At 70.3% G+C, this 25,297-nt stretch carries 25 protein-coding genes and 1 pseudogene; 16 read left to right on the top strand and 10 right to left on the bottom strand.

Annotation, left to right across the window (positions count from 1 at the left end):
* Positions 1 to 15: 15 nt before the first annotated feature.
* The 3 genes from AB4112_RS20520 to AB4112_RS20510 all read left to right on the top strand — a co-directional run bounded on the left by AB4112_RS20520 (position 16) and on the right by AB4112_RS20510 (position 1,909).
* Positions 16 to 858, top strand: coding sequence for a fumarylacetoacetate hydrolase family protein (locus tag AB4112_RS20520; protein ID WP_309797356.1), 843 nt, complete (start codon positions 16 to 18; stop codon positions 856 to 858).
* 179 nt (positions 859 to 1,037) lie between these two features.
* Positions 1,038 to 1,442, top strand: coding sequence for a hypothetical protein (locus tag AB4112_RS20515; protein ID WP_309797358.1), 405 nt, complete (start codon positions 1,038 to 1,040; stop codon positions 1,440 to 1,442).
* A 272-nt stretch (positions 1,443 to 1,714) separates the two neighbouring features.
* Positions 1,715 to 1,909 carry a hypothetical protein gene (locus AB4112_RS20510; protein ID WP_309797359.1) on the top strand — a complete coding sequence of 65 codons (195 nt, stop codon included), beginning with the start codon at positions 1,715 to 1,717 and terminating at the stop codon, positions 1,907 to 1,909.
* Between the two features lie 157 nt (positions 1,910 to 2,066).
* Here AB4112_RS20510 and AB4112_RS20505 read toward each other — a convergent pair whose 3' ends face one another.
* Positions 2,067 to 2,273 carry a hypothetical protein gene (locus AB4112_RS20505; RefSeq protein WP_441722859.1) on the bottom strand — a complete coding sequence of 69 codons (207 nt, stop codon included), beginning with the start codon at positions 2,271 to 2,273 and terminating at the stop codon, positions 2,067 to 2,069.
* Positions 2,274 to 2,344: 71 nt separating this feature from the next.
* A pseudogene (locus AB4112_RS20500) lies at positions 2,345 to 2,830 on the bottom strand (class I SAM-dependent methyltransferase); the annotation flags it as partial.
* Between the two features lie 228 nt (positions 2,831 to 3,058).
* On the opposite strand from AB4112_RS20500, the gene AB4112_RS20495 reads away from it, so the two are divergent.
* On the top strand, positions 3,059 to 3,700 hold the full coding sequence (locus tag AB4112_RS20495) for a TOPRIM nucleotidyl transferase/hydrolase domain-containing protein (RefSeq protein WP_441722676.1): 642 nt from the start codon (positions 3,059 to 3,061) through the stop codon (positions 3,698 to 3,700).
* Here AB4112_RS20495 and AB4112_RS20490 read toward each other — a convergent pair.
* Complete coding sequence (locus AB4112_RS20490; protein ID WP_441722673.1) at positions 3,691 to 4,614, bottom strand: LysR family transcriptional regulator; 924 nt, start codon at positions 4,612 to 4,614, stop codon at positions 3,691 to 3,693. The two genes, AB4112_RS20495 and AB4112_RS20490, sit on opposite strands and share 10 nt — an antisense overlap.
* A 133-nt stretch (positions 4,615 to 4,747) precedes the next feature.
* Between AB4112_RS20490 and AB4112_RS20485 the strand changes: the two genes are divergently transcribed.
* Positions 4,748 to 5,464, top strand: coding sequence for an SDR family oxidoreductase (locus AB4112_RS20485; RefSeq protein ID WP_309797366.1), 717 nt, complete (start codon positions 4,748 to 4,750; stop codon positions 5,462 to 5,464).
* A 64-nt stretch (positions 5,465 to 5,528) separates the two neighbouring features.
* Here AB4112_RS20485 and AB4112_RS20480 read toward each other — a convergent pair whose 3' ends face one another.
* Positions 5,529 to 6,935 carry an adenylate/guanylate cyclase domain-containing protein gene (locus AB4112_RS20480; protein ID WP_441722671.1) on the bottom strand — a complete coding sequence of 469 codons (1,407 nt, stop codon included), beginning with the start codon at positions 6,933 to 6,935 and terminating at the stop codon, positions 5,529 to 5,531.
* A gap of 342 nt (positions 6,936 to 7,277) precedes the next feature.
* Between AB4112_RS20480 and AB4112_RS20475 the strand changes: the two genes are divergently transcribed.
* The 4 genes from AB4112_RS20475 to AB4112_RS20460 all read left to right on the top strand — a co-directional run bounded on the left by AB4112_RS20475 (position 7,278) and on the right by AB4112_RS20460 (position 10,185).
* Positions 7,278 to 7,958, top strand: coding sequence for a hypothetical protein (locus AB4112_RS20475; RefSeq protein WP_441722669.1), 681 nt, complete (start codon positions 7,278 to 7,280; stop codon positions 7,956 to 7,958).
* Between the two features lie 357 nt (positions 7,959 to 8,315).
* Positions 8,316 to 9,176: an AraC family ligand binding domain-containing protein gene (locus AB4112_RS20470; RefSeq protein WP_441722666.1), complete on the top strand. Its 861-nt coding sequence runs from the start codon at positions 8,316 to 8,318 to the stop codon at positions 9,174 to 9,176.
* A 14-nt stretch (positions 9,177 to 9,190) separates the two neighbouring features.
* Positions 9,191 to 9,889: an AzlC family ABC transporter permease gene (locus AB4112_RS20465; RefSeq protein WP_441722663.1), complete on the top strand. Its 699-nt coding sequence runs from the start codon at positions 9,191 to 9,193 to the stop codon at positions 9,887 to 9,889.
* Positions 9,886 to 10,185, top strand: coding sequence for an AzlD family protein (locus AB4112_RS20460; protein ID WP_441722660.1), 300 nt, complete (start codon positions 9,886 to 9,888; stop codon positions 10,183 to 10,185). Before AB4112_RS20465 ends, AB4112_RS20460 begins: the two co-directional genes overlap by 4 nt.
* A gap of 8 nt (positions 10,186 to 10,193) precedes the next feature.
* On the opposite strand, the gene AB4112_RS20455 is transcribed toward AB4112_RS20460, so the two are convergent.
* Together AB4112_RS20455 and AB4112_RS20450 are read right to left on the bottom strand one after the other, a co-directional pair.
* Positions 10,194 to 11,303 carry a lactonase family protein gene (locus AB4112_RS20455; RefSeq protein WP_441722657.1) on the bottom strand — a complete coding sequence of 370 codons (1,110 nt, stop codon included), beginning with the start codon at positions 11,301 to 11,303 and terminating at the stop codon, positions 10,194 to 10,196.
* A 9-nt stretch (positions 11,304 to 11,312) separates the two neighbouring features.
* Positions 11,313 to 12,422 (bottom strand): mandelate racemase/muconate lactonizing enzyme family protein, encoded by a 1,110-nt coding sequence (locus tag AB4112_RS20450; protein WP_441722654.1) that lies wholly within the window; start codon positions 12,420 to 12,422, stop codon positions 11,313 to 11,315.
* A gap of 96 nt (positions 12,423 to 12,518) precedes the next feature.
* On the opposite strand from AB4112_RS20450, the gene AB4112_RS20445 reads away from it, so the two are divergent.
* From AB4112_RS20445 to AB4112_RS20430, 4 genes are all read left to right on the top strand, one after another.
* Positions 12,519 to 12,848, top strand: a complete 330-nt coding sequence (locus AB4112_RS20445) for an L-rhamnose mutarotase (protein WP_441722652.1) — start codon at positions 12,519 to 12,521, stop codon at positions 12,846 to 12,848.
* Positions 12,849 to 12,978: 130 nt separating this feature from the next.
* Positions 12,979 to 14,406 carry a 3-isopropylmalate dehydratase large subunit gene (gene leuC / locus AB4112_RS20440; RefSeq protein ID WP_441722649.1) on the top strand — a complete coding sequence of 476 codons (1,428 nt, stop codon included), beginning with the start codon at positions 12,979 to 12,981 and terminating at the stop codon, positions 14,404 to 14,406.
* A gap of 2 nt (positions 14,407 to 14,408) precedes the next feature.
* Positions 14,409 to 15,017, top strand: a complete 609-nt coding sequence (gene leuD, locus AB4112_RS20435) for a 3-isopropylmalate dehydratase small subunit (protein WP_441722646.1) — start codon at positions 14,409 to 14,411, stop codon at positions 15,015 to 15,017.
* A complete protein-coding gene (locus AB4112_RS20430; protein WP_441722643.1) occupies positions 15,005 to 15,922 on the top strand; it encodes an alpha/beta fold hydrolase in 918 nt (305 codons plus the stop codon). The genes leuD and AB4112_RS20430 overlap by 13 nt, the downstream gene beginning before the upstream one ends.
* Before the next feature lie 11 nt (positions 15,923 to 15,933).
* On the opposite strand, the gene AB4112_RS20425 is transcribed toward AB4112_RS20430, so the two are convergent.
* Positions 15,934 to 16,845 carry a LysR family transcriptional regulator gene (locus tag AB4112_RS20425; RefSeq protein WP_441722640.1) on the bottom strand — a complete coding sequence of 304 codons (912 nt, stop codon included), beginning with the start codon at positions 16,843 to 16,845 and terminating at the stop codon, positions 15,934 to 15,936.
* Positions 16,846 to 16,856: 11 nt separating this feature from the next.
* Positions 16,857 to 18,800: an acetate--CoA ligase gene (acs, locus tag AB4112_RS20420; protein ID WP_441722637.1), complete on the bottom strand. Its 1,944-nt coding sequence runs from the start codon at positions 18,798 to 18,800 to the stop codon at positions 16,857 to 16,859.
* A gap of 234 nt (positions 18,801 to 19,034) precedes the next feature.
* Between acs and AB4112_RS20415 the strand changes: the two genes are divergently transcribed.
* From AB4112_RS20415 to AB4112_RS20405, 3 genes are all read left to right on the top strand, one after another.
* Positions 19,035 to 21,545, top strand: a complete 2,511-nt coding sequence (locus AB4112_RS20415; protein WP_309797394.1) for a mechanosensitive ion channel family protein — start codon at positions 19,035 to 19,037, stop codon at positions 21,543 to 21,545.
* Positions 21,535 to 22,311 carry a methyltransferase domain-containing protein gene (locus AB4112_RS20410; protein ID WP_309797395.1) on the top strand — a complete coding sequence of 259 codons (777 nt, stop codon included), beginning with the start codon at positions 21,535 to 21,537 and terminating at the stop codon, positions 22,309 to 22,311. Before AB4112_RS20415 ends, AB4112_RS20410 begins: the two co-directional genes overlap by 11 nt.
* A 369-nt stretch (positions 22,312 to 22,680) precedes the next feature.
* The gene (locus AB4112_RS20405; RefSeq protein WP_309797397.1) at positions 22,681 to 23,751 is read left to right on the top strand and encodes an OmpA family protein; all 1,071 of its coding nucleotides are present in this window, start codon (positions 22,681 to 22,683) and stop codon (positions 23,749 to 23,751) included.
* A 49-nt stretch (positions 23,752 to 23,800) separates the two neighbouring features.
* Here AB4112_RS20405 and AB4112_RS20400 read toward each other — a convergent pair whose 3' ends face one another.
* Positions 23,801 to 24,598 (bottom strand): DUF2182 domain-containing protein, encoded by a 798-nt coding sequence (locus tag AB4112_RS20400; RefSeq protein WP_441722632.1) that lies wholly within the window; start codon positions 24,596 to 24,598, stop codon positions 23,801 to 23,803.
* A 9-nt stretch (positions 24,599 to 24,607) separates the two neighbouring features.
* Entirely contained in the window at positions 24,608 to 25,243 is a 636-nt protein-coding gene (locus AB4112_RS20395; RefSeq protein ID WP_309797401.1) for a DUF1326 domain-containing protein, read from the bottom strand.
* Positions 25,244 to 25,297 lie beyond the last annotated feature (54 nt).

The following is a 25,297-nucleotide window of genomic DNA, read 5'->3' as shown; positions in this document are numbered from 1 at the left end:
AGGGAGCGAACACCGATGAAGCTGCTGCGCTATGGCCCCGTGGGCCAGGAGAAGCCCGGCCTGCTCGATGCCGAGGGCCGCATCCGCGACCTGTCCGGCGCCGTGCCCGACATCGCCGGCGAGGCGCTGACCCCGGCCGGCATCGCCCGGCTGAAAGCGATCGACCCGGCCACGCTGCCGGTGGTCACCGGCAACCCGCGGCTCGGCCCTTGTGTCACCGGCACCGGCAAGTTCATCTGCATCGGGCTGAACTACTCCGACCACGCCGCCGAGACCGGCGCCACCGTGCCGCCCGAGCCGATCATCTTCATGAAGGCCACCAGCGCCATCGTCGGGCCGAACGACGACGTCGAGATCCCGCGCAACAGCGAGAAGACCGACTGGGAGGTCGAGCTCGGCATCGTCATCGGCAAGCCGGCGAAGTATGTCTCCGAGGCCGATGCGCTCAGCCACATCGCCGGCTTCTGCGTGATCAACGACGTGTCCGAGCGCGCCTTCCAGACCGAGCGCCACGGCCAGTGGACCAAGGGCAAGAGCGCCGACACCTTCGGCCCGACCGGCCCGTGGCTGGTGACGCCGGACGAGGTCGGCGACTACGACAACCTGCACATGTGGCTCGAGGTCGACGGCCACCGCTACCAGAACGGCTCGACCAAGACGATGGTCTACAAGGCGCCGTTCCTGGTCAGCTACCTCAGCCAGTTCATGAGCCTGCGGACCGGCGACATCATCTCCACCGGCACGCCGCCGGGCGTCGGCATGGGGCAGAAGCCGCCGAAGTACCTCAAGGCCGGCCAGACCATCCGCCTCGGCATCGAGAAGCTGGGCGAACAGGCCCAGAAGACCGTCCAGGCCTGAGCCGCCGGGGCGCATTTCGCGAAGCAAAGGGCGTCGTCCAGTGGGCGGCGCCCTTTGTGTTACGGCATTAAATTCCATTCATTCCTTGTCACCGGCGACGGCGAGACCCCATCTCTTCGTGTAGGACACAGAGACACGCCCCGTCCGGCGTGCCGCGTTCAGCAGAGATGGTGTTCACCATGTTGAAGGTGCTCCACGTCAACCCCCGCCGCGCCGCGGTCTTCGCGGCCCTCGGCGCCGCGCTGGCCCTTCCGATGATGATGTCGACCCCGGCCGAGGCCTGGTGGCGCGGCGGCGGATGGGGCGGTGGCTGGCATGGCGGCGGCTGGTGCTGCCATTCCGGCGTCAGCATCGGCATCGGCCTGCCGCTGGTGGCTCCGCCGGTCTATTACGCCCCGCCCCCGGTCTACTACGCGCCGCCGCCGGTCTATGCCCCGCCGCCCGTGGTCTATCAGCAGGCGCCAGTCTACGGGCAGGCGCCGGTCTACGCCCAGCCGCGGGTGGTCTATCAGCAGGCACCGCAGCGGATCTGGGTGCCGGGCTACTGGCGCGGCGGTGGCTGGGTCGAGGGCCATTGGCGCTGACGCGCCGGCCCCTGGTCCTGCCCTCCTGACGTGACGGCCTGAGCCTGCCTCGCCCTGCTTCCGCGGGGCGAGGTCGGGTGCCGTCGGCTCCAGGACCTGCGGCCGACGGCACCCGACCTTCCGAATTTCCGCAAAAATCTGCTTTCGCGGCCCTCGTCTGTGGCGCAGGTCACACCCTCGGGCTGCCGGAACCGTCATATCTGGTGGTGCGCGTCGGCCGAGGACATCCGGGACCGGGGCGCAGCATTGCAGATTGATGTGCGGAGAGTGAGATGAGCCTCATCGGAATGACCGGCGTCGAGCCGGACGATTCGGTGGTGCAGAGATGCCGCCGAGTGGCGTCGGAGACGCGGTCCCCCACCGTGTCATGGTCGGAGGTCGCGGCCGCCTGGGTGATGGCTGCGGTCGGCCTGGCCGGACTGGCGGCGGTTTGCCTCGTGGTGACGGCCGTCGCCCAGCTGTGGTGACGGCCGCCCGTTCCCCCATGTGAGCACCCTTTAGCGTCCACCGCCGCGGCAGGCCCCGGAGCCCGATGCCGCAGAATTCCCAAATCCATCCAAGCCCTTGTCCGGCCACGCCCAGGTTAGGCGGTGGCCGACTGCCTCGGCGGGCCGGCGGGCTTGGCTATGCCTCCAGCGTCGCGGCGAAGCGCAGCCGGACGTAGTCGGCGGTCCAGCGGCCGGACTGGTCGCGCAGGCTGGGCGCCAGCAGCGCCGCGACCTCGTCCAGCACCGCGACCCGCGCCGGCCCGTCGAGGCCTTCGAGGAACGGGCTGGCGAAGGTGTCCAGCCAGCCGCGCATGCCGGTCGGCAGCGGCGTCGGGCGCGGCACCGGCCGATGGTCTCGACGGTGAAGCCCTGCGCCTCCAGCTTCGCGGCGTATTCGGCCGGGGTCGAGAAGAACCACGGGACGCGCGCGGCGCCGTCGATGCCGCGGGCGCTCAAGGCCGCGATCAGCGCGGTGGCGATGGCCGCGACATTGCCGTGGCCGCCGAATTCGCCGACGAAGCGGCCGCCCGGCTTCAGCGCCCGTTTGACCCCTGCGATGACCGCGTCGGCGTCGCGCATCCAGTGCAGCGCGGCGTTGGTGAAGACGGCGTCGAACTCGGCGTCGAAGGCCAGGGCCTGGCCGTCGGCGATGCGGGCGTCGAGGCCCAGCGCCCGGGCCGCGGCCACCAGCTCGGCCGAGGCGTCGGCCCCGACCACGGTGGCGCCGGCGGCGACCAGCTTGGCGGTCAGGGCGCCGTCGCCGCAGCCGAGGTCGAGGATGCGCTCGCCCGCCTGCGGCGCCAGCAGGTCGAGCACCGGCTGGCCCAGATCGGCGACGAAGCGCGCGTTGCGGGCATAGCCCTCGGCGCTCCACGACTGCACTTCCTTGATCGCGCTCATGGCGGTTCCCCTGTCTTGCCTGCCGGCATCATCGCGCCCGGCGCGGCCGGACACCAATGCCGCGCCGGTGTATCGGCCCGGACGGCGCAATCGGTCCCCGATCCGTAGCCAGGGGGCCTGCGGGATGTGTACGATCGCCGCGCCTGTCGCAGAGCATGGGTGGCTGCTTTGGCCGATGATGCCGCGGAGACCGGGCCGGTGCGAACGCGACGCCGTCAGCGCCGGGAGATGTCCGTTCCCGGATATGCCAGCGGGGCCGATGCTCCGCTCCGGGCGACCGCCGATGCGCTGGAGCGTGCCCGGAACGCCCGCTCCGTCGTGCTGGTCGAGGGCATCAGCGACCAGATCGCGGTCGAGACCCTGGCCGGCCTCCAGGCCAGGGACCTGGCGAAGGAGGGCGTGGCGGTGGTGCCGATCGGCGGCGCGCAATCGGTGGCGAAGTTCCTGGCCCGTTTCGGGCCTGCCGGCGTCGGGCTGCGCGTCAGCGGCCTGTGCGATGCCGCCGAAGCCCGGCACTTCTGCCGCGCATTGGCGCGGTCCGGCCAGACGCAGCCCGAGACGCGCAGCGACCTCGAGCGCGAGGGCTTCTTCATCTGCGACCGCGACCTGGAGGACGAGTTGATCCGCGCCGTCGGGCCCGACGCCATCGAGGCGATCCTGGCGGAAGAGCGGGACCTCACGGCGTTTCGCACGCTGCAGAAGCAGGCGGCCTGGCGGGACGCCGGCTTCGTCGACCAGTTCCGCCGGTTCCTGGGTGCGGGCGCACGCCGGAAGCTGCGCTATGCCGGCCTCTTCGTCGGCGCGCTGGACCTCGACCGCCAGCCCCGGCCGCTGCGGGATGTCCTGAGCCGGGCCTGGCTCTACGGATAGGCCTCCCTGCCCACCGCCATGATGGTGTCGCGCAGCCAGCGATGCGCGGGGTCGGCATCCAGGCGGGGATGCCAGATGGCGGAAATGGCGAATTCGGGCGTCCGGACCGGTAGCTCGAAGCTCTGGAGCCCCAGAATGGCGGCGTGATCGGCCGCCAGGGCATTCCCCAGGCACGACCGCGGCACCAGCGCGACCAGGTCCGAGCGGCTGGCGATCCGCATCGCATCGGGATGTCCCGGAACCACGAGGCGCACCGTCCGCTTCAGGCCCAGGGCCTCCAGGGCATGGTCGACCGGTTCGATGAAGTCTCCCTCGCGCGACGCCACGACATGGCTGCAGGCGGCATAGCGCTCCGGCGTCACGCCCCCGGGCCCCAGCAGCGGATGCCCGGTCCGGGCGACCCCGACGGACCTGTCCCGGAACAGCAGCTGGGTCCGCACCTCCGGCGCCGCGGTTCCGAGCACCCCGATCTCCAGATCGATCCGCCCGTCCCGCAGCGGCTGGGCATCCTTGTCGGGCTTCGGCGCGAAGCGGAGGCGGACATGCGGGGCGGCCCGGGTGATCGCCGCCATCAGCGGGGCGGACAGCAGTTCCACGAACCCCTCGCCGGCGCGGATGGTGAAGGTGCGATGCAGGGCCGCCAGGTCCAGCCGGCTGGCGGGCGGCCGCAGCACCGCCTGGACGTCCTGGGTCAGCGCGGGAACCCGCCCGCCCAGCTTTTCGGCATAGGGCGTGGGGACCAGGCTGCGGCCGGCCTGCACCAGCAGCGGATCGCCGGTGGCATGGCGCAGCCGTGCCAGCGCCCGGCTCATGGCGGAAGGGCTCAGGCCCAGCCGGCGGGCCGCCCCGGTCACGCTGCGCTCGGTGAGCAGCGCGTCCAGCGCAATCAGCAGGTTCAGATCCACGCTTTGCATGGCCCAGGATAGGCCGCGGGCGCATGCAGGCATAGCGCCACATGCAATCGTTCATTGAATCTTGTGCGTCTGGTGCAAGCCCGCGCGGTCCGCCACATCAGCGGCAGACCCCACCAGCGAAAGCATCGACCCCATGCCCCTCTCTGAACCCCATCAGCCCCGCCGCACCCTTCTGCTCATCGGCGCGTCCCGCGGCCTCGGCCACGCCATGGCGGCTGAATTCCTGAAACACGGATGGAACGTCATTGGCACGGTGCGCGGGGAAAGCCGCACCCTGCTGCACGACCTGGCGGACGAGCACCGCGGCCGGGTCGAGATCGAGACCCTTGATATCTGCGACCCCGATCAGCTCGCGGCGCTGCACCACCGCCTGTCGGGGCGGGTGTTCGACATGCTGTTCGTCAATGCCGGGACCGCCAACCGGGACCCGAACCAGACCATCGGCGAGGTCTCGACCGACGAGTTCGTGCACCTCATGGTCACCAATGCCCTGAGCCCGATGCGGGTGATCGAACGCCTGGAGCCCTGCGTCGCGGCGACCGGCCTGATCGGGGTGATGTCGTCCGGGCAGGGCAGCATCGCCAACAACGAATCCGGCCAGCGGGAGCTGTATCGCGGCACCAAGGCGGCGCTGAACATGTTCATGCGCAGCTTCGCGGCCCGCCAGGCCGGGACGGCGCGCGCCATGGTGGTGATGGCGCCGGGCTGGGTCCGCACCGCCCTGGGCGGCCCGGATGCAAAGCTCTCGATCGAAGAGAGCATTCCCAGCCTGGTCAACGTCCTGCTCGCGAAGCAGGAGACGCCCGGGCTGCAGTATCTCGACTATCTCGGCCGCACCGTCCCGTGGTGAGCTGCCTCTAGGGATAACGCCCGCGCTCTCGCACCATTCGGCGGAAGCGACGGCCCTTTGGACGCTAAGGAATCTCGTAGAGCGTCAGCTCGTCCGCGATGCCGCGCAGCGTGTGGCGTTGTGCGACCGGCTCGATGCCGCTGGTCTGCAGCAGTTTTGCGGTGGCGGAATCGGTCACGACCGACTCCGTCGCGAAGATGGCGCGCGAATTCACCAGGGTCTGCACGCGGGCGGCGATGTTGACGGTCTGGCCGAAATAATCCTGCCGCTCGTTGAGCGAGACCGCGAGGCACGGCCCTTCGTGGATGCCGATCTTGAGCACCAGGTCTTCGTTCGCGTGCGCGTCGTTGAGGCGGCCCATGGCGTCGCGCATGCGCAGCGCGGCGGCCACGGCGCGGTCGGGTGTCGGGAAGGTGGCCATCACGGCATCGCCGATGGTCTTGACCACGGCGCCGGCCTCGGCCGCGACGATCTCGTGCAGCACGCGGAAATGGGCGCGCACCAGGTCGAACGCGGCCAGGTCGCCGACGCGCTCGTACAGCGCCGTCGACCCTTTGAGATCGGTGAACAGGAACGTCATGCTGGTGATCTTGAGCCGCTGGTCGATATCCAGCGTGTCGGTCCGGTAGATGTCGCGGAACGTCTGGTTGGTGAGCAGGCGCTTGGCCGTCAGGAACGGCTTGCGCCGGCCGAGGAGCTCGTGCATGGCGTGCCCGGCGATCCACACCCCTGCCAGCACCCGGCGATGGGTGCGGTTCTCGACCGAGAGGCGCAGCGGGCCGGGCCGCAGCGGGATGGTTTCGTTCGGCCGATGCACCGGATCGATGATGAAGGACAGCGTCTGGCGATCGCGCGTCGGCTCGCCCTTCACGTCGAGGAACTGGGTCGCGTGGCTCACGGGGTCGAAGACGATGAGGAACTCCGCCGGCAGCTGCAGCGACAGCAGCGCCTTCTCGCCGGCCGGCAGCTCGACGAAGTCGAGCGTGATGTCTTCGACCAGCTGCTCGAAATTCGGCGGCAGATCGATGCCGGATCCCCAGAACATCTGGCGGCAATACTCCACCGGCGGCAGCGTGTCGGGGTCGTGGGCGCCGATCCGGCGCACCCGCGGGCTCACGGTGAAGGCCACCTCCACCATCTCGTCGAGCGTGGCCTCGTAGCCTGCGGCGCAGAGGGCGCAGTTGTACTCGTCCCGGTCCAGGGTCTTCAGCGTGGCGCCGGCGTCGAGAACGCCGCCGCAACCGGGGCAGAGCACGTTCCACGACAGCTCGAACAGCCCGAGGCGGGCGGCATGCAGGAACACCGCGATGGCGCGTTCGACGTCGATCCCGGTCTGGGCCGCGAAGTCGAGAACATTGACCCGACACAGCGCGCGGTCCGGCCCGTCCCGCACCAGCCGCTCCACCGCCGCCGCGGCCTCGCCGTCGGCAGACTGCCGCAGGGCCGTGAACAGGGCCTGGACGTCGCTCATGGCCCGATTTTACGCCAAAATCGAAGGAAATGCCAAAGGTGTTGGTGGGGCGCTGGTGATGGGCCGACAGCGCGGTCCGCGCCTCTCCGGCCGGCCCGAATGGTTCCGCCAAACCGGCATGGCCCCTAAGAGTGCACTGTCACCGCAATTCGTCACCGCTGTCTCACCTATGGGGTGCAGTCCAGAGCTATTCCATAGAGATAATTTTCGCACGAAAGGAGCCGGTGGCCGGCAGTTTCCCCCGTTTCGGCAACCCTGCGCCGGCGGGGACGGCAGGCGGGGAACCGCGTATCCGTGAGATGGGACTAGCTTAACTTCTATTTTTTGTTCATGATATGTTCCATGAATGAGGCGCCGCCCGACATCGCTCCCGCCGAGACCCCGCCGGTCGACCCCGACCGGGAGTGGACGGTGTGGGCGCTGGGCACCCTGCGCGAGCTGGTCGACATCGACATGCGCACCGCCCGCCGGCTCGAGGGCCAGCACATCGTGGCCGGGAACCGGTTCGAGCCGCCGGTGATCGACTTCGCGCTGTCCCAGGCCCGCATCGCCCGTGCGGTGCGCCTGACCATCGCCATGACCGAGCGCATCCGCGAGGCCTACCGGGCCCGCAAGGACGCGGCGGAGAAAGCCGCCGTCGAGATCCAGGAGCGCCGGCAGCGGCGGCGGGCGCAGGTCGCCCGCGCCGTGGCCGAGGCGCTTCAGGCCGAGAGGCCGGATGGTGCGGCCACCAAGGGCGCCGCGAGCCCGGCCGCCGAACCGCGCGAGAGCCTGACCGAAACCGAGGTGCTGGATGTCGAGCTCGACACCCTGCCGATCGATGAGATCGTTCGGCGCATCTGCCGCCGCCTCGGCCGCGAGCCGCACCGGCTGCCGCAGGGCTGGGACGACGTCGTCGTAGAGGACGAGGCGGCCGAGCCGCTCGACGAACCGCTGACCGACCCCGCCCCCGAGGCGGCCGAACCGTCCGCCGACGCGGAGGAGGCCGGCCGCCCGGCCCGCAAGCCGCCGGACAGCAGTTGAGCCGATGGGATGGTGACCACCTCTCCGAGCCCTGTCAGGACTGCGTGTGTCGCCTCTCCCGCTTGCGGGAGAGGTCGGAGGCGTTTGCGCCTCCGGGCTCTTTCCATCCGCCGGTGCCACCCCCTCACCCGAAATCGCCAGGCGATTTCGACCTCTCCCCAAGGAGAGGTGAATGGGCCGGCTCTTCCTTTCCCTCTCCTTGGGGAGAGGGAGGGGGCCCGGCCCGCTTGGGCCGGGAGGGTGAGGGGGGCGCCGCCCGTGCCGGCCCTCGCCGTGCGGGAGAGGCGACGCGCCCGGCCACGCCGGCATGCCGATTTTCTACAAGACGCCTCCGGGCCGGGCCTTATGATCGGGGCGATGGACACGGTGACCCAGGAACAGGCGGTGGAGGGCGAGCCGCTCGCGCAGAACGAGCGGGCGCGGTTCTTCACGGCCGCGGATTTCGACGGGCTGGATTGCCTGGAGGCGACCTTCCGCACCCATCGCTACGCCCTGCACACCCACGAGACCTATGTCGTCGGCGGCATCTTCGCCGGCTGCGAGACCTGGTTCGCCCGTGGCGCCCAGCACTATGGCGGGCCCGGCGACCTGACCCTGGTCAACCCCGAGGACGTGCATGACGGGGCGCCGCATGGCGGCGGCTACCGCTACCGCATGACCTATCCCTCGGTGGCGCTGATGCGCCGCCTGGCGTCGGAGATCGCCGGCCGGCCGGTGACCGGGACCCCGTTCTTCCCCGAGCCGGTGGTGCACGACCCGGACACGCTGGCCCTGTTCGCCGCCGCCTTCGCCGCCATGACCGATGGCGGCGACCCGATGGCGGCGGAGGAGCTGTTGCTGCGCGCCTATGGCCGCTGCCTGGTCCGCCACGCCGCGCTGCAGCCGGAGACGCCTCCGGGGTCGGACCGCATCGCCCGGGTGACGCGGCTGATGCGCGACCGCCATGCCGACGACCTGTCGCTCGACGACCTCGCCGCCGAGGCCGGGGTGTCGCGCCACCATCTGATCCGCGCCTTCCGGCGCGAGATGCAGATGACGCCTCACGCCTATCTCCTCAGCCTGCGGGTCCAGGCCGCCCGCCGCCGGCTGCAGGCGGGCGAGACCCCGGCCGAGGTCGCCGCCGCCACCGGCTTCTGCGACCAGGCCCATCTGACCCACGCCTTCAAGGCCCGGCTCGGCGTCGCCCCCGGCGCCTACCGGGCCGGCCTCCGCCTCTAACGCACGGCTCCCGCATGACCCGATCTCCCTGGCGCGATGCCGCGGACGGCATCCGAGACATCCTTCCGCCCGCCATCGCCGCGATCCCGATCGGCCTGCTGTGCGGCGCGCTCGGCGCCGCCAAGGGCCTGTCCCCGGCCGAGATGGCGCTGATGTGCGCGCTGGTCTTCGCCGGCGGGGCGCAGTTCGCCGCCATCGACCTGTGGTCCTGGCCGGTGCCGGTGGCGACGCTGGTGGTCTCGACCCTGCTGGTGAACTCCCGCCACATCCTGATGAGCCTGTCGCTGGCTCGCCGCACCGGCGGCTTCACCTGGGCGCAGCGGCTGCTGGGCTATGCCGTGCTGGCCGACGAGAACTGGGCGATGGCGGAGCGGCGGGCCGCTTCGGGCGCCATGACCCCGGTCTACTTCCTGGCGATGGGCGGCTTCTTCTGGCTGAACTGGGTGGTGTGGGGGACGCTGGGCGCCGCCGTCGGCGCGGTCATCGGCGACCCCAGCCGGATCGGCGCCGACTTCGCCTTCACCGCCCTGTTCATCGGCCTGGTCGCCGGCTTCTGGCGCAGCCACCGCAGCACCGCCACCATCGGCGCCAGCCTGGTGGTGGCCGCCCTGGTCTACCGCTTCGCCGGGCCGCCCTGGCATGTCGCGGCCGGCGCCCTGGCCGGCATCGGCGCGGCGTGGCTGACCGCCGCGCCGGAGGAGGTGACGGCATGAGCGTGGACCTCACGACCCTCGCCGCCATCCTCGGCATGGCGGTGGTGACGTACCTGACCCGGATCTCCGGGCTTTTCCTGGTTGGCCGGCTGCGGCTGGAGGGCCGGCTGAAGGCCGCGTTCGACGCGGCGCCGCCGGCGGTGCTGACCGCGGTGATCGCGCCGATGGTGCTGGCCACCGGCTGGCCGGAAACCGTGGCCGCGCTGGTCACCGCCGTGGCCGCCACCCGGCTGCCGCTGCTCGCCACCATCCTGGTCGGCGTGGTCGCCGTGGTGGCGCTGCGTGCGGTGATGTAGGCGTGCGGCTACCCGATCCGCGCGAACTTCACGCACATCGGCGTGCCGATGGCGATGTCGCGGCCGGTCGGGGCCAGCGCGCCCGTCGCCGGGTCGATGGCGAAGACCGAGATCACGTCGCTGTCTTGGTTGCAGACCATGAGGAAGCGGCCGGACGGGTCGATCGTCATGTCGCGCGGCGTCTTCCCGCCGCACGGAGTGTGGCCCAGCGGGGTCAGACGGCCGCTGACGGCGTCGAGGCCGAACACCGCGACGCTGTCATGGCCGCGGTTGGCGCCGTAGACGAAGTGGCCGTTGGGGTGGATCTGGATGCCGGAGCAATGGCTGCCGCTGACGCCCTCGGGCACCGCCGAGACGATGGCGATGATCTCGAACCGCCCGCTCGCCGGGTCGTAGCGCAGCGACGCCACGGTCGAATCGAGCTCGCAGATCAGCACCGCCAGCCGGCCGTTGCCGTGGAAGGCGAAGTGGCGCGGGCCGCTGCCGGCGGGCAGGGGGCTGCGCACCGCGCCCGCCGCATCCAGCCGCCCCTCCGCGTCGAAGGGATAGGCGAACAGCGCGTCGAGGCCGAGATCGGCGACCACGACGAAGCGGTTGTCCGGCGCCGCGAACACGCAATGCGGGTGTGGCCGCTCCTGCCGGTCGGGGTTCGGGCCGGTGCCCTCATGCAGCACGCTGGAAACCGCGGGGCCCAGCCGGCCGTCGGCGCCCAGCGGCAGCACCGCGATGGCCTGGTTCGAGCCCTCGTCCATCGGGCCCAGGCTGTAATTCGCCACCAGCAGGAACCGCCCGGTGGCGTCGAAGCTGCTGTGGGCGGCGATGCTGCCCGCGCTCGACTGCAGGTTCAGCGCCCGCAGCCGCGGCGCCGCCGCATCGATGGCATAGGCGGTGACGGTGCCCTCGGGCCAGCCGGACACCTCGCTGTTGGCGTAGAGGAAGCGGCCGTCGGCATTGATCGAGAGGTAGCTCGGATTGTCGATGCCGGTGACCTCGCACAGCGGCGCCGCCGTCGCGTCGGCCTCGTCGAAGGCGAAGAGGCTCAGGCCCCTTCCATGCGCGTCGGCGAAGTAGGGCGCGGAGCGGTTGAGGCCGCCGACGACCATGATGGTTCTGCTCATCTCGGGGTCCTACGCCTTGATCTCGAAGCGGGAGCCGGCGACGGTCTGCTGGTCGATCGCCGCCAGGTCCCATTTGATGCCCAGGCCCGGCTCGGTGCTGGGCACGGCGTAGCCGTCGCGGATGGTCATGCCCTCGGTGGTCAGGCTGTCCAGCTGCGGGATGTACTCGACCCAGCGGGCGTTCGGCACCGCGGCGCACAGCGCGACATGGATCTCCATCAGGAAATGCGGGCAGACCGCGACGTTGAAGCACTCGGCGAGGTGCGCCACCTTCAGCCATGGCGTGATGCCGCCGATGCGGCCAACATCGACCTGGACGATCGAACAGGCGCCGCGCTGCAGGTAGTCGCGGAAATGCAGATGGCTGTACAGGCTCTCGCCCACCGCGATCGGCAGGGTGGTGGCGTTGGACAGCCGGACATGGCCCTCGACGTCGTCGGCCGGCAGCGGCTCCTCCAGCCAGCCGATGTCGAGCGGCTCGTAGTGGCGGGCGCGGCGGATCGCGTCGTCGACCGAGAAGGCCTGGTTGGCGTCGGTGAAGATCTCGAAGCCGGGGCCCACCGCCTCACGCACCGCGGCGATGCGGGCGACATCCTCATGGATCGGCCGGCCGACCTTCAGCTTGGCGCCGCCGAAGCCCGCCGCCTTCTGGCGCAGCGCGTCCTCGACCAGCGCCGCCGGCTCCAGGTGCAGCCAGCCGCCCTCGGTGGTGTACAGGCGGATCTTCTCCTGCGCCCCGCCGGCCATGACATGCAGCGGCAGCCCGGCCTTGCGGCAGCGCAGGTCCCACAGCGCGGTGTCGATCGCCGCCAGGGCGATGGCGGTGATGGCGCCGACGGTGGTGGCGTGGGTCAGGAACAGCAGGTCGCGCCAGACCTGCTCGACCATGCCGGCCTCGCGGCCGATCAGGGCGGGGCCCAGCGTCTTCTCGATCAGCTTCATCACCGACGGGCCGCCGGTGCCGATGGTGTAGCTGTAGCCCGTGCCGACCGCGCCATCGGCATCGGTGATGCGGATGATCGGGGTTTCCTGGCTGACGAAGGACTGGATCGCGTCGACCCGCTTCACCTTGGGCACGAGGTCGAGCATCAGGGCTTCGACGCGGACGATTCTGGCCATGGCGGTGCCTCGGTGTCGGGTGCCCCGGGGTTCCCGCGGCGCGTGACATTCCTTATATTTGTAAGACGTATGCGCAGGCAATCACGGGGTGCGGACATGCAGCGCATGGGGATGTGCCTGCGGCTGAAGCCGGAGAAGGTGGCCGAATACAAGCGCCTGCACGCCGCGGTGTGGCCCGCGGTGCTGGCGCGGATCAGCGCCTCGAACATCCGCAACTACTCGATCTACCTGAAGCAGCCGGAGAACCTGCTGTTCGGCTGCTGGGAGTATCACGGCACCGATTTCACGGCCGACATGGCGGCGATGGCGGCCGATCCGGTGACCCAGGAGTGGTGGGCGGTCTGCATCCCCTGCCAGGAGCCGTTCGAGACCCGCGCCGAGGGCGAGTGGTGGGCGATGATGGAGGAGGTGTTCCACCTGGACTGAGCGGCGTGCCGGCCAGGCGGTCGCGGATCCAGGCCAGCTTTGCCGGATCGATTGATGCAAACACGGCATCACCGCTGCCGCTGCCGGGGTGCATGCTGGCGGGCGAGACACGAAGACCCGGAGAACCGCCGTGCCTGCCCCAGCGCGAACGCTCTACGACAAGCTGGTCGACAGCCACACCGTCCGCCGCCTCGACCCGGACGGCGGGCAGGTGCTGCTGTACATCGACCGCACAGTGCTGAACGAATACACCAGCCCCCAGGCCTTCACCGGGCTGCGCGAGGCCGGTCGGCCGCTGTGGCGCCCCGCCGCGGCGCTGGGCACCGTCGACCATGTCAACCCGACCGCGGCGCGGCGCACCGCGGCGATGCCCGATGCCGGCGCGGCGCGGCAGACCTCCTACTTCGCCGAGAACTGCCGCGACTTCGGCATCGAGCTGTTCGACGTGCTGCACCCGCTGCAGGGCATCGAGCATGTGGTGATGCCGGAGCTCGGCCTGGTGCTGCCGGGCATGGTGATCGCGGCGGGCGATAGCCACACCACCACCTATGGCGCCTTCGGTGCCTTGGGCTTCGGCATCGGCACCTCCGACATCGAACACTACCTGGCCACCCAGACGCTGGTGTACCGCCGCCTGAAATCGATGCGCGTCACCGTCGACGGGCCGCTGGGACCGGGCGTCCGCGCCAAGGATGTGGTGATGGCGCTGATCCGGCGGATCGGGGCGTCCGGCGCCACCGGCTTCGCCATCGAATTCGCCGGCAGCACCATCGCCGGCCTCGGCGTCGAGGGGCGCATGACCCTGTGCAACATGGCGGTCGAATGCGGTGCCCGCGGTGCCCTGGCGGCGCCGGACGAGCGGGTGTTCGACTATCTCCACGGCCGGCCCCGCGCGCCGCAGGGCGCCTTGTGGGACCAGGCCGTCGCCGCCTGGCGCGGGCTTAACAGCGACCCCGACGCCCGCTTCGATCGCGAGGTGGCGTTGGACGCCGCCGGGATCGAGCCGATGGTCACCTGGGGCACCAGCCCGGATCAGGCGGCGCCGATCGGCGCCCGCATCCCGGATCCGGCGGCCGAGCCCGACCCCGACCGGCGCCGGGATATGGAGCGGGCGCTGGCTTATATGGGCCTGGCGCCCGGCATGAAGCTCAGCGAGATCGCGATCGAGCGGGCCTTCATCGGCTCCTGCACCAACGCCCGGATCGAGGATCTGCGCGACGCTGCATCCGTGGTCCGCGGTCGCCACGTCGCCGCGGGCGTGCGGGCGATGGTGGTGCCGGGGTCCAGCGCGGTGAAGCGGCAGGCCGAGGCCGAAGGCCTGGACCGGGTGTTCACCGAGGCCGGCTTCGAATGGCGGCAATCCGGCTGCTCGATGTGCCTGGCGATGAACGACGACGTGCTCGGCAGCGGCGAGCGCTGCGCCTCCAGCACCAACCGCAACTTCGAGGGGCGGCAAGGGGCGGGCGGCCGCACCCATCTGATGAGCCCGGCCATGGTCGCCGCCGCCGCCATCAATGGCCGGCTGGCCGATCCCCGGCAAGCCGGCGATGGAGCCTGACTATGCAGCCCTTCACCCTGCTCTCCGGCCCGGCGGCGGCGCTGCCGGCGGCGAATGTCGACACCGACGTGATCATGCCCAAGCAGTACCTCAAGGGCATCGACCGCAGCGGCCTGCGCGACGGCGTCTTCCGCGACCTGCGCTTCGACGAGTCCGGCGCCGAGCGGCCGGGCTTCGTGCTGAACCGGGAGGGCTGGCGCGACGCCAAGGTGCTGGTGGTCGGCCCGAACTTCGGCTGCGGCTCCAGCCGCGAGCATGCGGTCTGGGGCCTCGGCCAGCTCGGCATCCGGGCGCTGATCGGCACCAGCTTTGCGGGGATCTTCTTCGACAACTGCGCCCGCAACGGCCTGCTGGCGATCACCCTGGAGGCCGCGGTGGTCGACCGGCTGATGGTTCTGGCCTCCGACGCCGCCAGCAACCGGCTGACCATCGACCTGCCGGGGCAGCGCATCGAGGCTTCGGATGGGTCGACGACCGGCTTCGAGATCGAGCCGGGCCGGAAGGAGGCGCTGGTGCTGGGTCTCGACGCGGTCGGCGCGACCCTGCAGCATCGCGCCGCCATCAAGACCTTCGAACGGGACTATCTCGCGGAGAACCCATGGCTGGCCTGACCGACGCCATCGCCGAGCGCGGCGCCTCGCCCTTCCTGGCCGGGTTCCGGCTGGTCGACGCCACGGTGGCGCCCGGCCTGACCATCCGCGCCGCGGTCGGCGGGGATGGGCCGCCGCTCCTGCTGCTGCACGGCCATCCGCAGACCCATGCCACCTGGCGCAAGGTGGCGCCGGTGCTGGCGCGGCGCTTCACCGTCGTCGCCGCCGACCTGCGCGGCTATGGCGACAGCAGCAAGCCGGACGGCGGCGCCAACCACATCGCCTATTCCAAGCGCTCCATGGCGGCCGACCAGGTGGCGCTGATGCGGCTGCTCGGCCATCACCGCTTCGGCGTCGCCGGGCATGACCGCGGTGGCCGGGTGGCGCACCGCATGGCGCTGGACCATCCCGACGCGGTCACGCGCCTCGCGGTGATCGACATCGCACCGACGGCGACGATGTACGCCCGCACCGACAAGGAATTCGCCACCCGCTACTTCTGGTGGTTCTTCCTGATCCAGCCGGAGCCGCTGCCGGAACGGATGATAGGCGCCGACCCGGAGTTCTTCCTGCGCAAGCACATCGACGGGCAGAGCAAGACGCCCGGCGCGACCGAGCCGGCCGCCTTCGCCGAGTACCTGCGCTGCTACCGCGACCCGGCGACGCGCCACGCCATCTGCGAGGACTACCGCGCGGCAGCGACCATCGACCTCGACCACGACGCCGCCGATGCCGACGCCCGGGTCACGGCGCCGCTGCTGGCGCTCTGGGGCGGGCAGGGCACGGTCGGGGCGCTGTACAACGTGCTGGAGACCTGGCGCGAGAAGGCCCGCGACGTCCGCGGGCGCGCCTTCGACTGCGGCCACACCCTGCAGGAGGAGCGGCCGGAGGAGACGGCGGCGGAGCTGCTGGCGTTCTTCTCGTAGTCGGTCTGCGCTCAGGCCTGGCGACTCAGCGTCACCGCCCGGTCCCAGAATGCCTCGGCGGCGGGGTTCTGGCGGGCCCTGGGGCGGAACAGGCGGATTTCCATCGGCACCTCGTCGGCCGCGGTGCCGACCCGCGCCAGCCGTCCCGACTCCAGGTCCTCGGCCACCAGGCTCAGCGGCGACCAGCTGATACCGCGGCCGTCGCGCGCCATGGCCGCGAGCACGCTGGCGAGGTGCGAGGAGAAGGCCGGCTCGGCCGGCGCCGTTCGCCCGGCCTGCGCCCAGGCGGCGGCCAGGATGCGGCCCATGCCCGATTCCGCGGTGTAGGCCAGATAGGGCGCGGCCGCCCCGCCGGCCAGCACCGGCGCCGCGACCGGCAGCAGCACGTCCTGGCCCAGCGCGATCGACGGGAAGCTGTCGCCGGCCAGCCGCCGCGGCGCCGCCGGATGGTCGTGGCACAGCAGGAACTGGGCCCGGCCCTCCACCATCAGCCGCTCGCACGCCACCATGGTGTCGGCGGTCAGCTGCACCGTCATCGTGGTCGGCGCTGCCGCCTCCAGGGCGCGCAGCCAAGCCGGGAAGAAGGTCAGCGCCAGCGCATGGGTGGCAGCGAAGCGCAGCGTCTCCGAGCCCGCCTGGGCGGCGCTCAGCGCGTCCTGCCGGCCGATCTGCAGCCGCCGCAGCATCTCCTCGGCGGCCGGTCGGAAGCGCTCGCCCGCCGGAGTCAGGCGGACCGAATGGGTGCTGCGGTCGAACAGGGTGGTGCCGACCCAGTCCTCCAGCGCCCGGATGCGGCGGCTGAAGGCCGGCTGGCTGACGCCCCGGCGCTCCGCCGCGCGCGAAAAGCCGCCCTCGTCCAGCACTGCCAGGAAATCCTCGAGCCACGCGGTCTCGAGGGATCGGCCGCGATGCGGCTCCGCCATGGCCGGCGGCGCTACCCCCGATTCATCCGGTTGTCGACCAGGTCGGTCACCACGGCCGGATCGGCCAGGGTGCTGGTGTCGCCCAGCGTCTCCTGCTCATTGGCGGCGATCTTGCGCAGGATGCGGCGCATGATCTTGCCCGACCGGGTCTTGGGCAGGCCCGGCGCCCACTGGATCAGGTCGGGCGTCGCGATCGGCCCGATCTGCTTGCGCACCCACTGCGCCAGCTCCTTGCGCAGTTCCTCGGTCGGCTGCTCGCCGGCGATCAGGGTGACATAGGCGTAGATGCCCTGGCCCTTGATGTCGTGGGGATAGCCGACCACCGCGGCCTCGGCGACCTTGGGGTGGGCGACCAGCGCGCTCTCGACCTCGGCGGTGCCCATGCGGTGGCCGGAGACGTTGAGCACGTCGTCCACCCGCCCGGTGATCCAGTAGTAGCCGTCCTCGTCCCGGCGGCAGCCGTCGCCGGTGAAGTACAGGCCCTTGAAGGTGGCGAAATAGGTCTGGATGAAGCGCTCATGGTCGCCGAATACGGTGCGCATCTGGCCCGGCCAGCTGTCCGATATGCACAGGTTGCCTTCGACCGCGCCGTCCAGCGGCTTGCCCTCGCCGTCGACGATCAGCGGCTTGACCCCGAAGAAGGGCAGGGTGGCCGAGCCGGGCTTCTGCGCGATGGCGCCGGGCAGCGGCGTGATCAGGATGCCGCCGGTCTCGGTCTGCCACCAAGTGTCGACGATCGGGCAGCGGCCGTCGCCGACCACGCGGTGGTACCATAGCCAGGCCTCGGGGTTGATCGGCTCGCCGACCGAACCCAGCAGCCGCAGCGAGGCGCGGCTGGTCTTTTTCACCGGGCCTTCGCCGTCGCGCATCAGGGCGCGGATGGCGGTGGGGGCGGTGTAGAAGATGTTGACCTTGTGCTTGTCGACCACCTGCCAGAACCGCGAGGTGTCGGGATAGTTCGGCACGCCCTCGAACATCAGCGTCGTCGCGCCGTTCGCCAGCGGTCCGTACAGGATGTAGCTGTGGCCGGTCACCCAGCCGACATCGGCGGTGCACCAGTAGATGTCCCCGTCATGGTAGTCGAAGACGTATTGGTGGGTCATGGCGGCGTAGACCAGATAGCCGCCGGTGGTGTGCAGCACCCCTTTCGGCTTGCCGGTCGAGCCCGAGGTGTAGAGGATGAACAGCGGGTCCTCGGCGCCCATCTCCTCGGGCGGGCAGTCGGCGGAGACCTGGGCCGAAGCCTCATGCAGCCAGAGGTCGCGGCCCTCGGTCCAGCCGATCTTGCCGCCGGTGCGGCGCACCACGATGCAGCTGGTGACGTCGGGGCAGCTCTTCAGCGCCTCGTCGGCATTGGCCTTCAGCGCCACCGCCCGGCCGCCGCGCAGCCCCTCGTCGGCGGTGATCAGGATGGTCGAGCCGCAATCGAGGATGCGGTCCTTCAGGCTGTCGGGCGAGAAGCCGCCGAACACCACGGAATGGACCGCGCCGATCCGGGCGCAGGCCAGCAGGGCATAGGCCGCTTCCGGGATCATCGGCAGGTAGACCGTGACGCGGTCCCCCTTCTTCACCCCGCGCGCCTTCAGCACATTGGCCAGGCGGCTGACCTGTTCATGCAGCTCGCGATAGGTGATGTGGCGGCTGTCCTTGGGGTCGTCGCCCTCCCAGATGATCGCGGTCTGGTCGGCGCGCTTGGCCAAATGCCGGTCGATGCAGTTGGCGGACGCGTTCAGCGTGCCGTCCTCGAACCAGCGGATGTGGACGTCGCCGGTGAAGCTGGTGTCCTTGACCTTGGTGAAGGGCCTGATCCAGTCTACGCGCTTGCCGTGCTCGGCCCAGAAGCCCTCCGGATCATTGACCGAACGCTCGTACAGCGTTTTGTACCGCGCGGAATTCACCCAGGCGCGCTTGGCCCAGTCGTCGGACACGGGGAAGAGGCTGGTCTCGCTGCTCATGGGGTCTCCCGCTCGATCGTCTTCTCAGTGCGCGTCTCGATATACCGGCAATGCCGGCCGAGGTCTTTGATTCATATCAAGAGGATCGGGCCTCTGGCCACGGCTTGATCCACGAATCCTGAGTGCGACGGGGCGCATTGCTGCTGCGACGATCGGCGGGCTCGCCTTCTTGTCGCCGCTTTGGCATGGAAAGAGACGTATCCCCCATTGCATCAGGTGCCGGTTCGGCCGCCCATGACCTTTCGCGCCCTGTTCCCCCGCCTGTTCCTGCTGCTGGCTCTCGTCTGCGCCGCCCTGCCGGCCGCGGCCCAGACCAACCCGGATTTCGACAAGCAGAGTGCGGGGTGGCAGGACACGATCAAGCGGCTCTATGTCCAGCTGTCGGCGCAGAATCTGTCCGACGATGGCTACAACGCGCTGCGCATCCAGTTGGCTGCGGTGGTCGATCAGGCCCAGGCCGCGTCGGCTGCCGCGAATGACACCCTCGGCAAGATCAAGCAGGTCAGCGACGCGCTGGGGCCGCCGCCGGCCGAAGGCGCCCCGCCGGAGTCGCCAGATGTGGTGAAGCAGCGGCAGGAGCTGGCGGACGCCCTCGCGAAGTTCGACGGGCAGGTCCGGCAGGCCGAAGCGGTCAAGACCCAGGCCAACCTGCTGCAGCAGACCGCCGATGCCGCGCGCGTCGACCGGTTCCGGCGCGATCTGCTGACGGTGGCTCCCGCCGCCTTCGACCCGCAGCTCTGGGGCTCGGTCCCCGATCAGGCCACTTATCTCGCCACACGGCTGCTGCTGCCGTTCCAGGACCAGGCCGGCGCCGGCTGGGATGGGGTGGGCGAGATGGCCCGGCGCATCCTGTTCGCCGGCATCGTCCTCGGCCTCGGCTGGCTGGCGCGGCGCTGGCTGCTGCGACGCTTCGGCCGCCGTTTGACCGAAACCGTGCCGTCCCTGAGGCGGCGGGCGGCCGCGGCCCTAGTTTACACCATCGCCCATGGCGTGCTGCCGGCGATGATGACGCTGGCGGTGGCGGTGATCTGCGCCGGCTGGCTCGGCGACCGGCCGGCCAGCTACGTCGCCATGATCACCCTGGGCGTCCTGGCCTGGGGAATCGTCGCTTATTTCCTCGCATCGGCCGCGATCTCGGCCGCGCTGACACCCGACGATCCGGCCTGGCGCCTGATCGACCTGACCGACGCCTCGGCCCGCACCCTGTGCCACAGGCTGCGGCTGGGCGCGGCAATCTGGGCCGTCGCCGGGGTGACGCTGGCGATGGCCGATGGCCGCATCCTGATGCAAAGCGAGCTGCGTGCCGTGCTGGTTGCGGCGTCGCTGGCCGCGGGGGCGCTGGCGCTGCTGGCGCTGCTGCCGGGATCGCTGTGGGGGTATCGCGCCGACCTCAAGGCGCTGCCGGAAGGCGAGCCGACCGACGATCAGCCGGCGCCGGCCCGGCCGGCCGGACGCTGGCCGCGGCTGCGGCTGGTGACCGCGCTGCTGGCCGTGGTGGTGCTGGTCGCCGGGCTGATCGGCTATCAGAAGCTGGCGCTGTACATCACCTATCTCCTCGTCACCTCGATGGGTATCGGTGCCGCCTTCCTGGTCCTGCGCGGCATGGTGCATGAAGCGATCGGCCGGTTCCTGACCCAGCCGGTCGGGCCGATGGCCAGGGTGCGCCACTCGCTGTTCCCGGCCGATCGCGGATTGTGGGTGTTCGAGACCGGCGCCGCCCTCTGCACCGACATCGTCCTCGGCCTGGCCGCCCTGCTGGTGCTGGCGCCTGTCCTGGGGCTCAGCACCAGCGACATCTCGGCGATCGGCACCACCATCCTGGAGGGGGCGAAGGTCGGCGGCGTCCGTATCGCGCCGCTCGACATCCTCGGCGCCATCGTCGCCTTCACCGTCGGCATCACCGCCACCCGCTTCCTGCAGCGGCGGCTTGACGCCCGCTTCCTGGAAAAGCTGCAGATCGACCGCGGCCTGAAGAATTCGATCCGCACCGGCATCGGCTATCTCGGGGTGCTGATCGCGGCGCTGCTCGGCGTCGGCGTGCTCGGGCTCGACCTGTCGAACCTGGCGCTGATCGCCGGCGCCCTCTCGGTCGGCATCGGCTTCGGCCTGCAGAACATCGTGCAGAACTTCGTCGCCGGCCTGATCCTGCTGGTCGAGCGCCCGGTGAAGGTGGGCGACTGGGTGGTGATCGGCGGCGCCGAGGGCGTGGTCCGCCGAATCAGCGTCCGCGCCACCGAGATCCAGACCTTCCAGCGCTCCTCGGTGATCGTGCCGAACGGCAATCTGATCTCGTCCCAGGTCGTGAACTGGACGCATAAGGACAAGAACGGCCGGGTCGACATCCCGGTCGACATCGCCGCCTCGGCGGATGTCGAGCAGGCGCGCGATATCCTGCTGCAGATCGCCAAGGCGGACAGCCGGGTCAGCGCCTTCCCGGCCCCGGTCGTCGCCTTCAAGGGCTTCAGCACCACGACGCTGGATCTCGAGTTGCGCTGCCACATCTCCGACGTCGACAATTTCGCCGGTGTCGGCACCGATCTGCGATTCGCCATCTGGAAGGCGTTCCGCGAGGCCAAGATCGCGTTCCAGCCGGCGGCGTCGGACATCTCGCTGCCGCAGGCGGTGCAGGTGCTGGCCACGGCGGTGCGCGAGCGCGACGGCGCAGTGGCAAAGCCGGGCGCGGATCGAAGCGAGGCCGCCCGGGAGGTCCCCCGCGAGGCCGAGGAATCCTCGAATGCTGCATGACCTCGGCCGGGTCGTCGGGGACATCGCCCGCGACCGGCTGGACGAGGCGGCGATCTATCGGCGGGAACGGCTGCATGCCCGGCCCCAGGTGCAGGCGGGCCCGGCCGGGGTGCTGGAATGCCCGATCTGCGGCACGCGGGCCGGCCGCTTCCTGCGCTTCGGCCTGGACGGGCGGCGCAACGCCATGTGCCCGGCCTGCGGCAGCGTCGAGCGGCACCGTTTCCTCTGGCTGTACCTGACCGCCCACACCGACCTCCTGACCGGCCGGCACCGGGTGCTGCATGCGGCGCCCGAACCGTGGCTGGAGCAGCGGCTGCGGGGCCTGCCCAACCTGCGCTACCGCTCGGTCGACCTGTTCGACCCCTCCGCCGACATCCAGGCCGACCTGGCGGCGCTGCCCTTCGCCGACGCCAGCTTCGACTGGGTGCTGGCGAACCATGTGCTGGAGCACATCCCCGGCGACGGCGCGGCGATCGCCGAGCTGGCGCGGGTGCTGCGGCCTGGCGGCCATGCCATCATCATGGTGCCGTTCGATCCCAAGGGGCCGACCCAGGACGGGGCCGACATCGTCGACCCGGTCGAACGGATGCGGCGCTTCGGCCACCCCTACCACTACCGCATCAACGGGCGGGAGTTTCCCGGCCGGCTGGCTGCCGCCGGGCTGGTGCCCATCATCGTCGACAGCCGCCGCCTGCTGGGCCCGCACCGCCGCCGCCGGTTCCGGGTGAACCGCAACCACCTGTTCGACTGCCGGCGCCAAGGATAGGGCCCCCCGTCCGTCCCCAGCGAATCACGACGTCAGAGATTCAGCGGCCGGCCCTGATCCGGGCCCGCCGTCGCCGCTGCGGCATGTCCAGGATTGCCATGCAATCGTGGAGAATTCCGACTAAATACGATCTTGTCGTCATGACGGCATCTCCAGGGTTGCAGTCCAACCAGATTCGGCCGGGATTCTCGCTCAAGACTTTACCTTTTCATGAAGATTTAAAATGGCATGGTTCTCGTGAATTCTTTGATTTCGGGTTGATCAGCTATCGAAGCCTTCGTAATGATGCGAGGGGCCTGGATAAAACCCTGCAGTGGGGCGTCGGGGAGGGCGCGGCCTTCGGTTTGACTCTGATCAGGAAGGCGGCAGATGAAAACTCTGGCAGTGTTTGTTGCGGGCGCCGTGGTCGCGCTGCTGGCCACGCCCGGGATGGCCCAGCAGGCGCGAGGCATCTATCTCGGCACCGGGGCGGGGGTGAACATCCCGCAGACTCAGGGTTGGGACTTCTCGAACCCGACCACCAAAGGCCGTGCCGATGTCTCCCTCGATGCGGCGGTCGCGGGTGATGTCTACATCGGCTACGATTTCGGCGCGTTCCGCACCGACCTCGAGGCCAGCTTCCGCCAGAACGACATCAGTAACGTGCTGTTCGGCTTCGATTCCTTCCGCCGGGGCCGGTTCGCGGTCCCGGGTGCCAGCGACGTCAAGGTCGACGTCGACGGCCATGAGCGGACGATCGGGCTGATGGCCAACGTCTATTACGATTTCGAGTTCGGCTCGCCCTTCGTGCCCTATGTCGGCGGCGGCATCGGCGTCGGCTTCAACACCTGGAAGGTCAAGGTCAAGGACGCCGACATCGACACCGAGTTCAGCTCACCGCTGTTCGCCTACCAGGGCATCGCCGGCGTGTCCTACTCCATCACGCCGAACTGGGCGGCGAATCTGGAGTATCGCTATTTCGGCGAGACCGAGGGCAACACCACCTCGGGCGACACCAAGATCAAGGTCGGCGCCCCTAACAACCACACCATCCTGGCCGGCTTCAAATACACCTTCGACTTCGGCCAGGCCGCGGCGCAGACCGTGCCGGACAGCCCGGTCACCACCGGCGAGCGCAGCTATCTCGTGTTCTTCGACTTCGACAGTTCGAAGCTGACGCCCGAGGCGACGTCGATCGTCGCCTCCGCCGCCACCGACGCGCTGCGGGGCGAATCGACCCGCATCGGCGTCACCGGCCACACCGACCGGTCCGGAACCGACGCCTACAACCAGGCGCTGTCGGTGCGCCGGGCGGATGCGGTCCGGCGCCAGCTGGTCGCCGACGGTGTCGACGACACCCTGATCGCGGTCCGCGGCGTCGGCGAGGCCGATCCCCTGGTGCCGACCGCCGACGGCGTCCGCGAACCGCAGAACCGCCGGGTCGAGATCGTGATGAACTGAGGAGAGGAGGGGAGCCGGGGGCCGACCGCTTCCGGCCCTGCCTGGGCGCCTACAGAACGACCAGCGCCGTCCAGCCGCCCCACAGGATCAGGCCGACTCCGGTGACGCGGCTGAGCCAGCGGCCGGCCGGCACCGTCTTTTCGAGCAGCACGAACAGCGTGATGACGCCGATCCAGGTGAGATCCATCACGCCGCCGACGAACAGCAGCAGCATCAGCGCCCAGCAGCAGCCGAGGCAGAAGAGGCCGTGGCGAAGGCCGAGGCCGAACGGTCCGGACCGATGGTGGCGGGTGAGGAACTCGACCGGTGACCGGCAGCGGACGAGACAGCCGCGCTTCAGCGGGGTGAGCTGGTAGGCGCCGGCGATCACAAGGGCGCCGCCGGCCAGGACCGTGTTGGCGGTCGCCATCGCCGGGGACAGCAGGGCCAGAGCATCGAGGCGCCATTGCAGGGTGGCGGCCAGGATGCTGAAGCCGGCCCAGATCGTCAGGTAGCCGAGCGTAAACAGGGCGGTCGCCGCTTGTGGCGCGGCCCGCCGGCGATGGCGCTGCAGCGCGGCATAGGTGAGCACCATCGGCGCCGCCCCGGGCAGCATCATCGCCACCATCATCGCCGCCCACATCGCGACGATCAGGGCGAAATAGGCGCCGGTCCAGGGCATCGGCATGGACATCGCCGTGCCAGGCATCTCCATGCCGGGCATTTCCATACCGGGCATTTCCACGCCGATGCCGAGGCCGACATAGATCCAGGCCGCAATGCAGACACAGGCGAGGGCGACGAGCGTCACCAGACGGTCGCGGCGGAGCACCGCCTCGATCGCGGATGGGGCAGCACCCGTGTCCATCGCCGCCGGTTACGCCACAATGCCGGCGTTGTTGAGATGGATGTGCGCGAACTGGGCATAGGTGCCCGCCAGGTCCAGCTCGATCCCGCCGGCCGCCTTGGTCGTGCCGCTGCCGATCTCGGCCAAGCGGTATTCGAAGCCGTTCGGCAGGTCGATGCGGACGCGGTGCTCGGCGCCGGTCACCGGGTTGCGGATCGGCTCGCCGGTCGTCTCGACCAGCCCCGGCACGACGAACCGGCCGCGTCGGCGGTCGACATCGATCTCGATCTCGATCGGCCGGAACAGCGGCTCGAGCCGGGTCGGGCTCATGGCGGCGAACACCCACCACATGGTGGCCATGTCCTCGGTCTCCTCGCCGGTCATGATCTTGAGCAACGCGTCCCGCTGGGCGGCGTCGGCCCGCTCGTCGATGACCAGCTGCATGGTGCCTTTGCCCTCATGCACCGGCCCGGGCCAGGCGTAGAGGCCAACGGCCCGCAGCCCGTCGAGGCTGACATCGCCGAAATGTCCCGTTTCGATCAGAAAGCCGACCACGGCACGGCAATGCCCATGCGTCGGCAGGTCGTTGAACTGGCAGGGGCAGCCATAGGCGCAGTTGCAGTTGGCAAGCTCCGTCGCCTTCACGACCCAGCTCACTTTCGTCATTTCGGCCTCCCTGAACGGTGTCAGTCCTCGTCGAACGGCTTCTCATCGCGTCGG

Origin of the sequence: Inquilinus sp. 2KB_23 (genome assembly GCF_052115705.1) — a bacterium.
GTDB lineage: Bacteria > Pseudomonadota > Alphaproteobacteria > DSM-16000 > Inquilinaceae > Inquilinus > Inquilinus ginsengisoli_A.
This window is presented reverse-complemented; position numbering and strand designations above follow the sequence as displayed.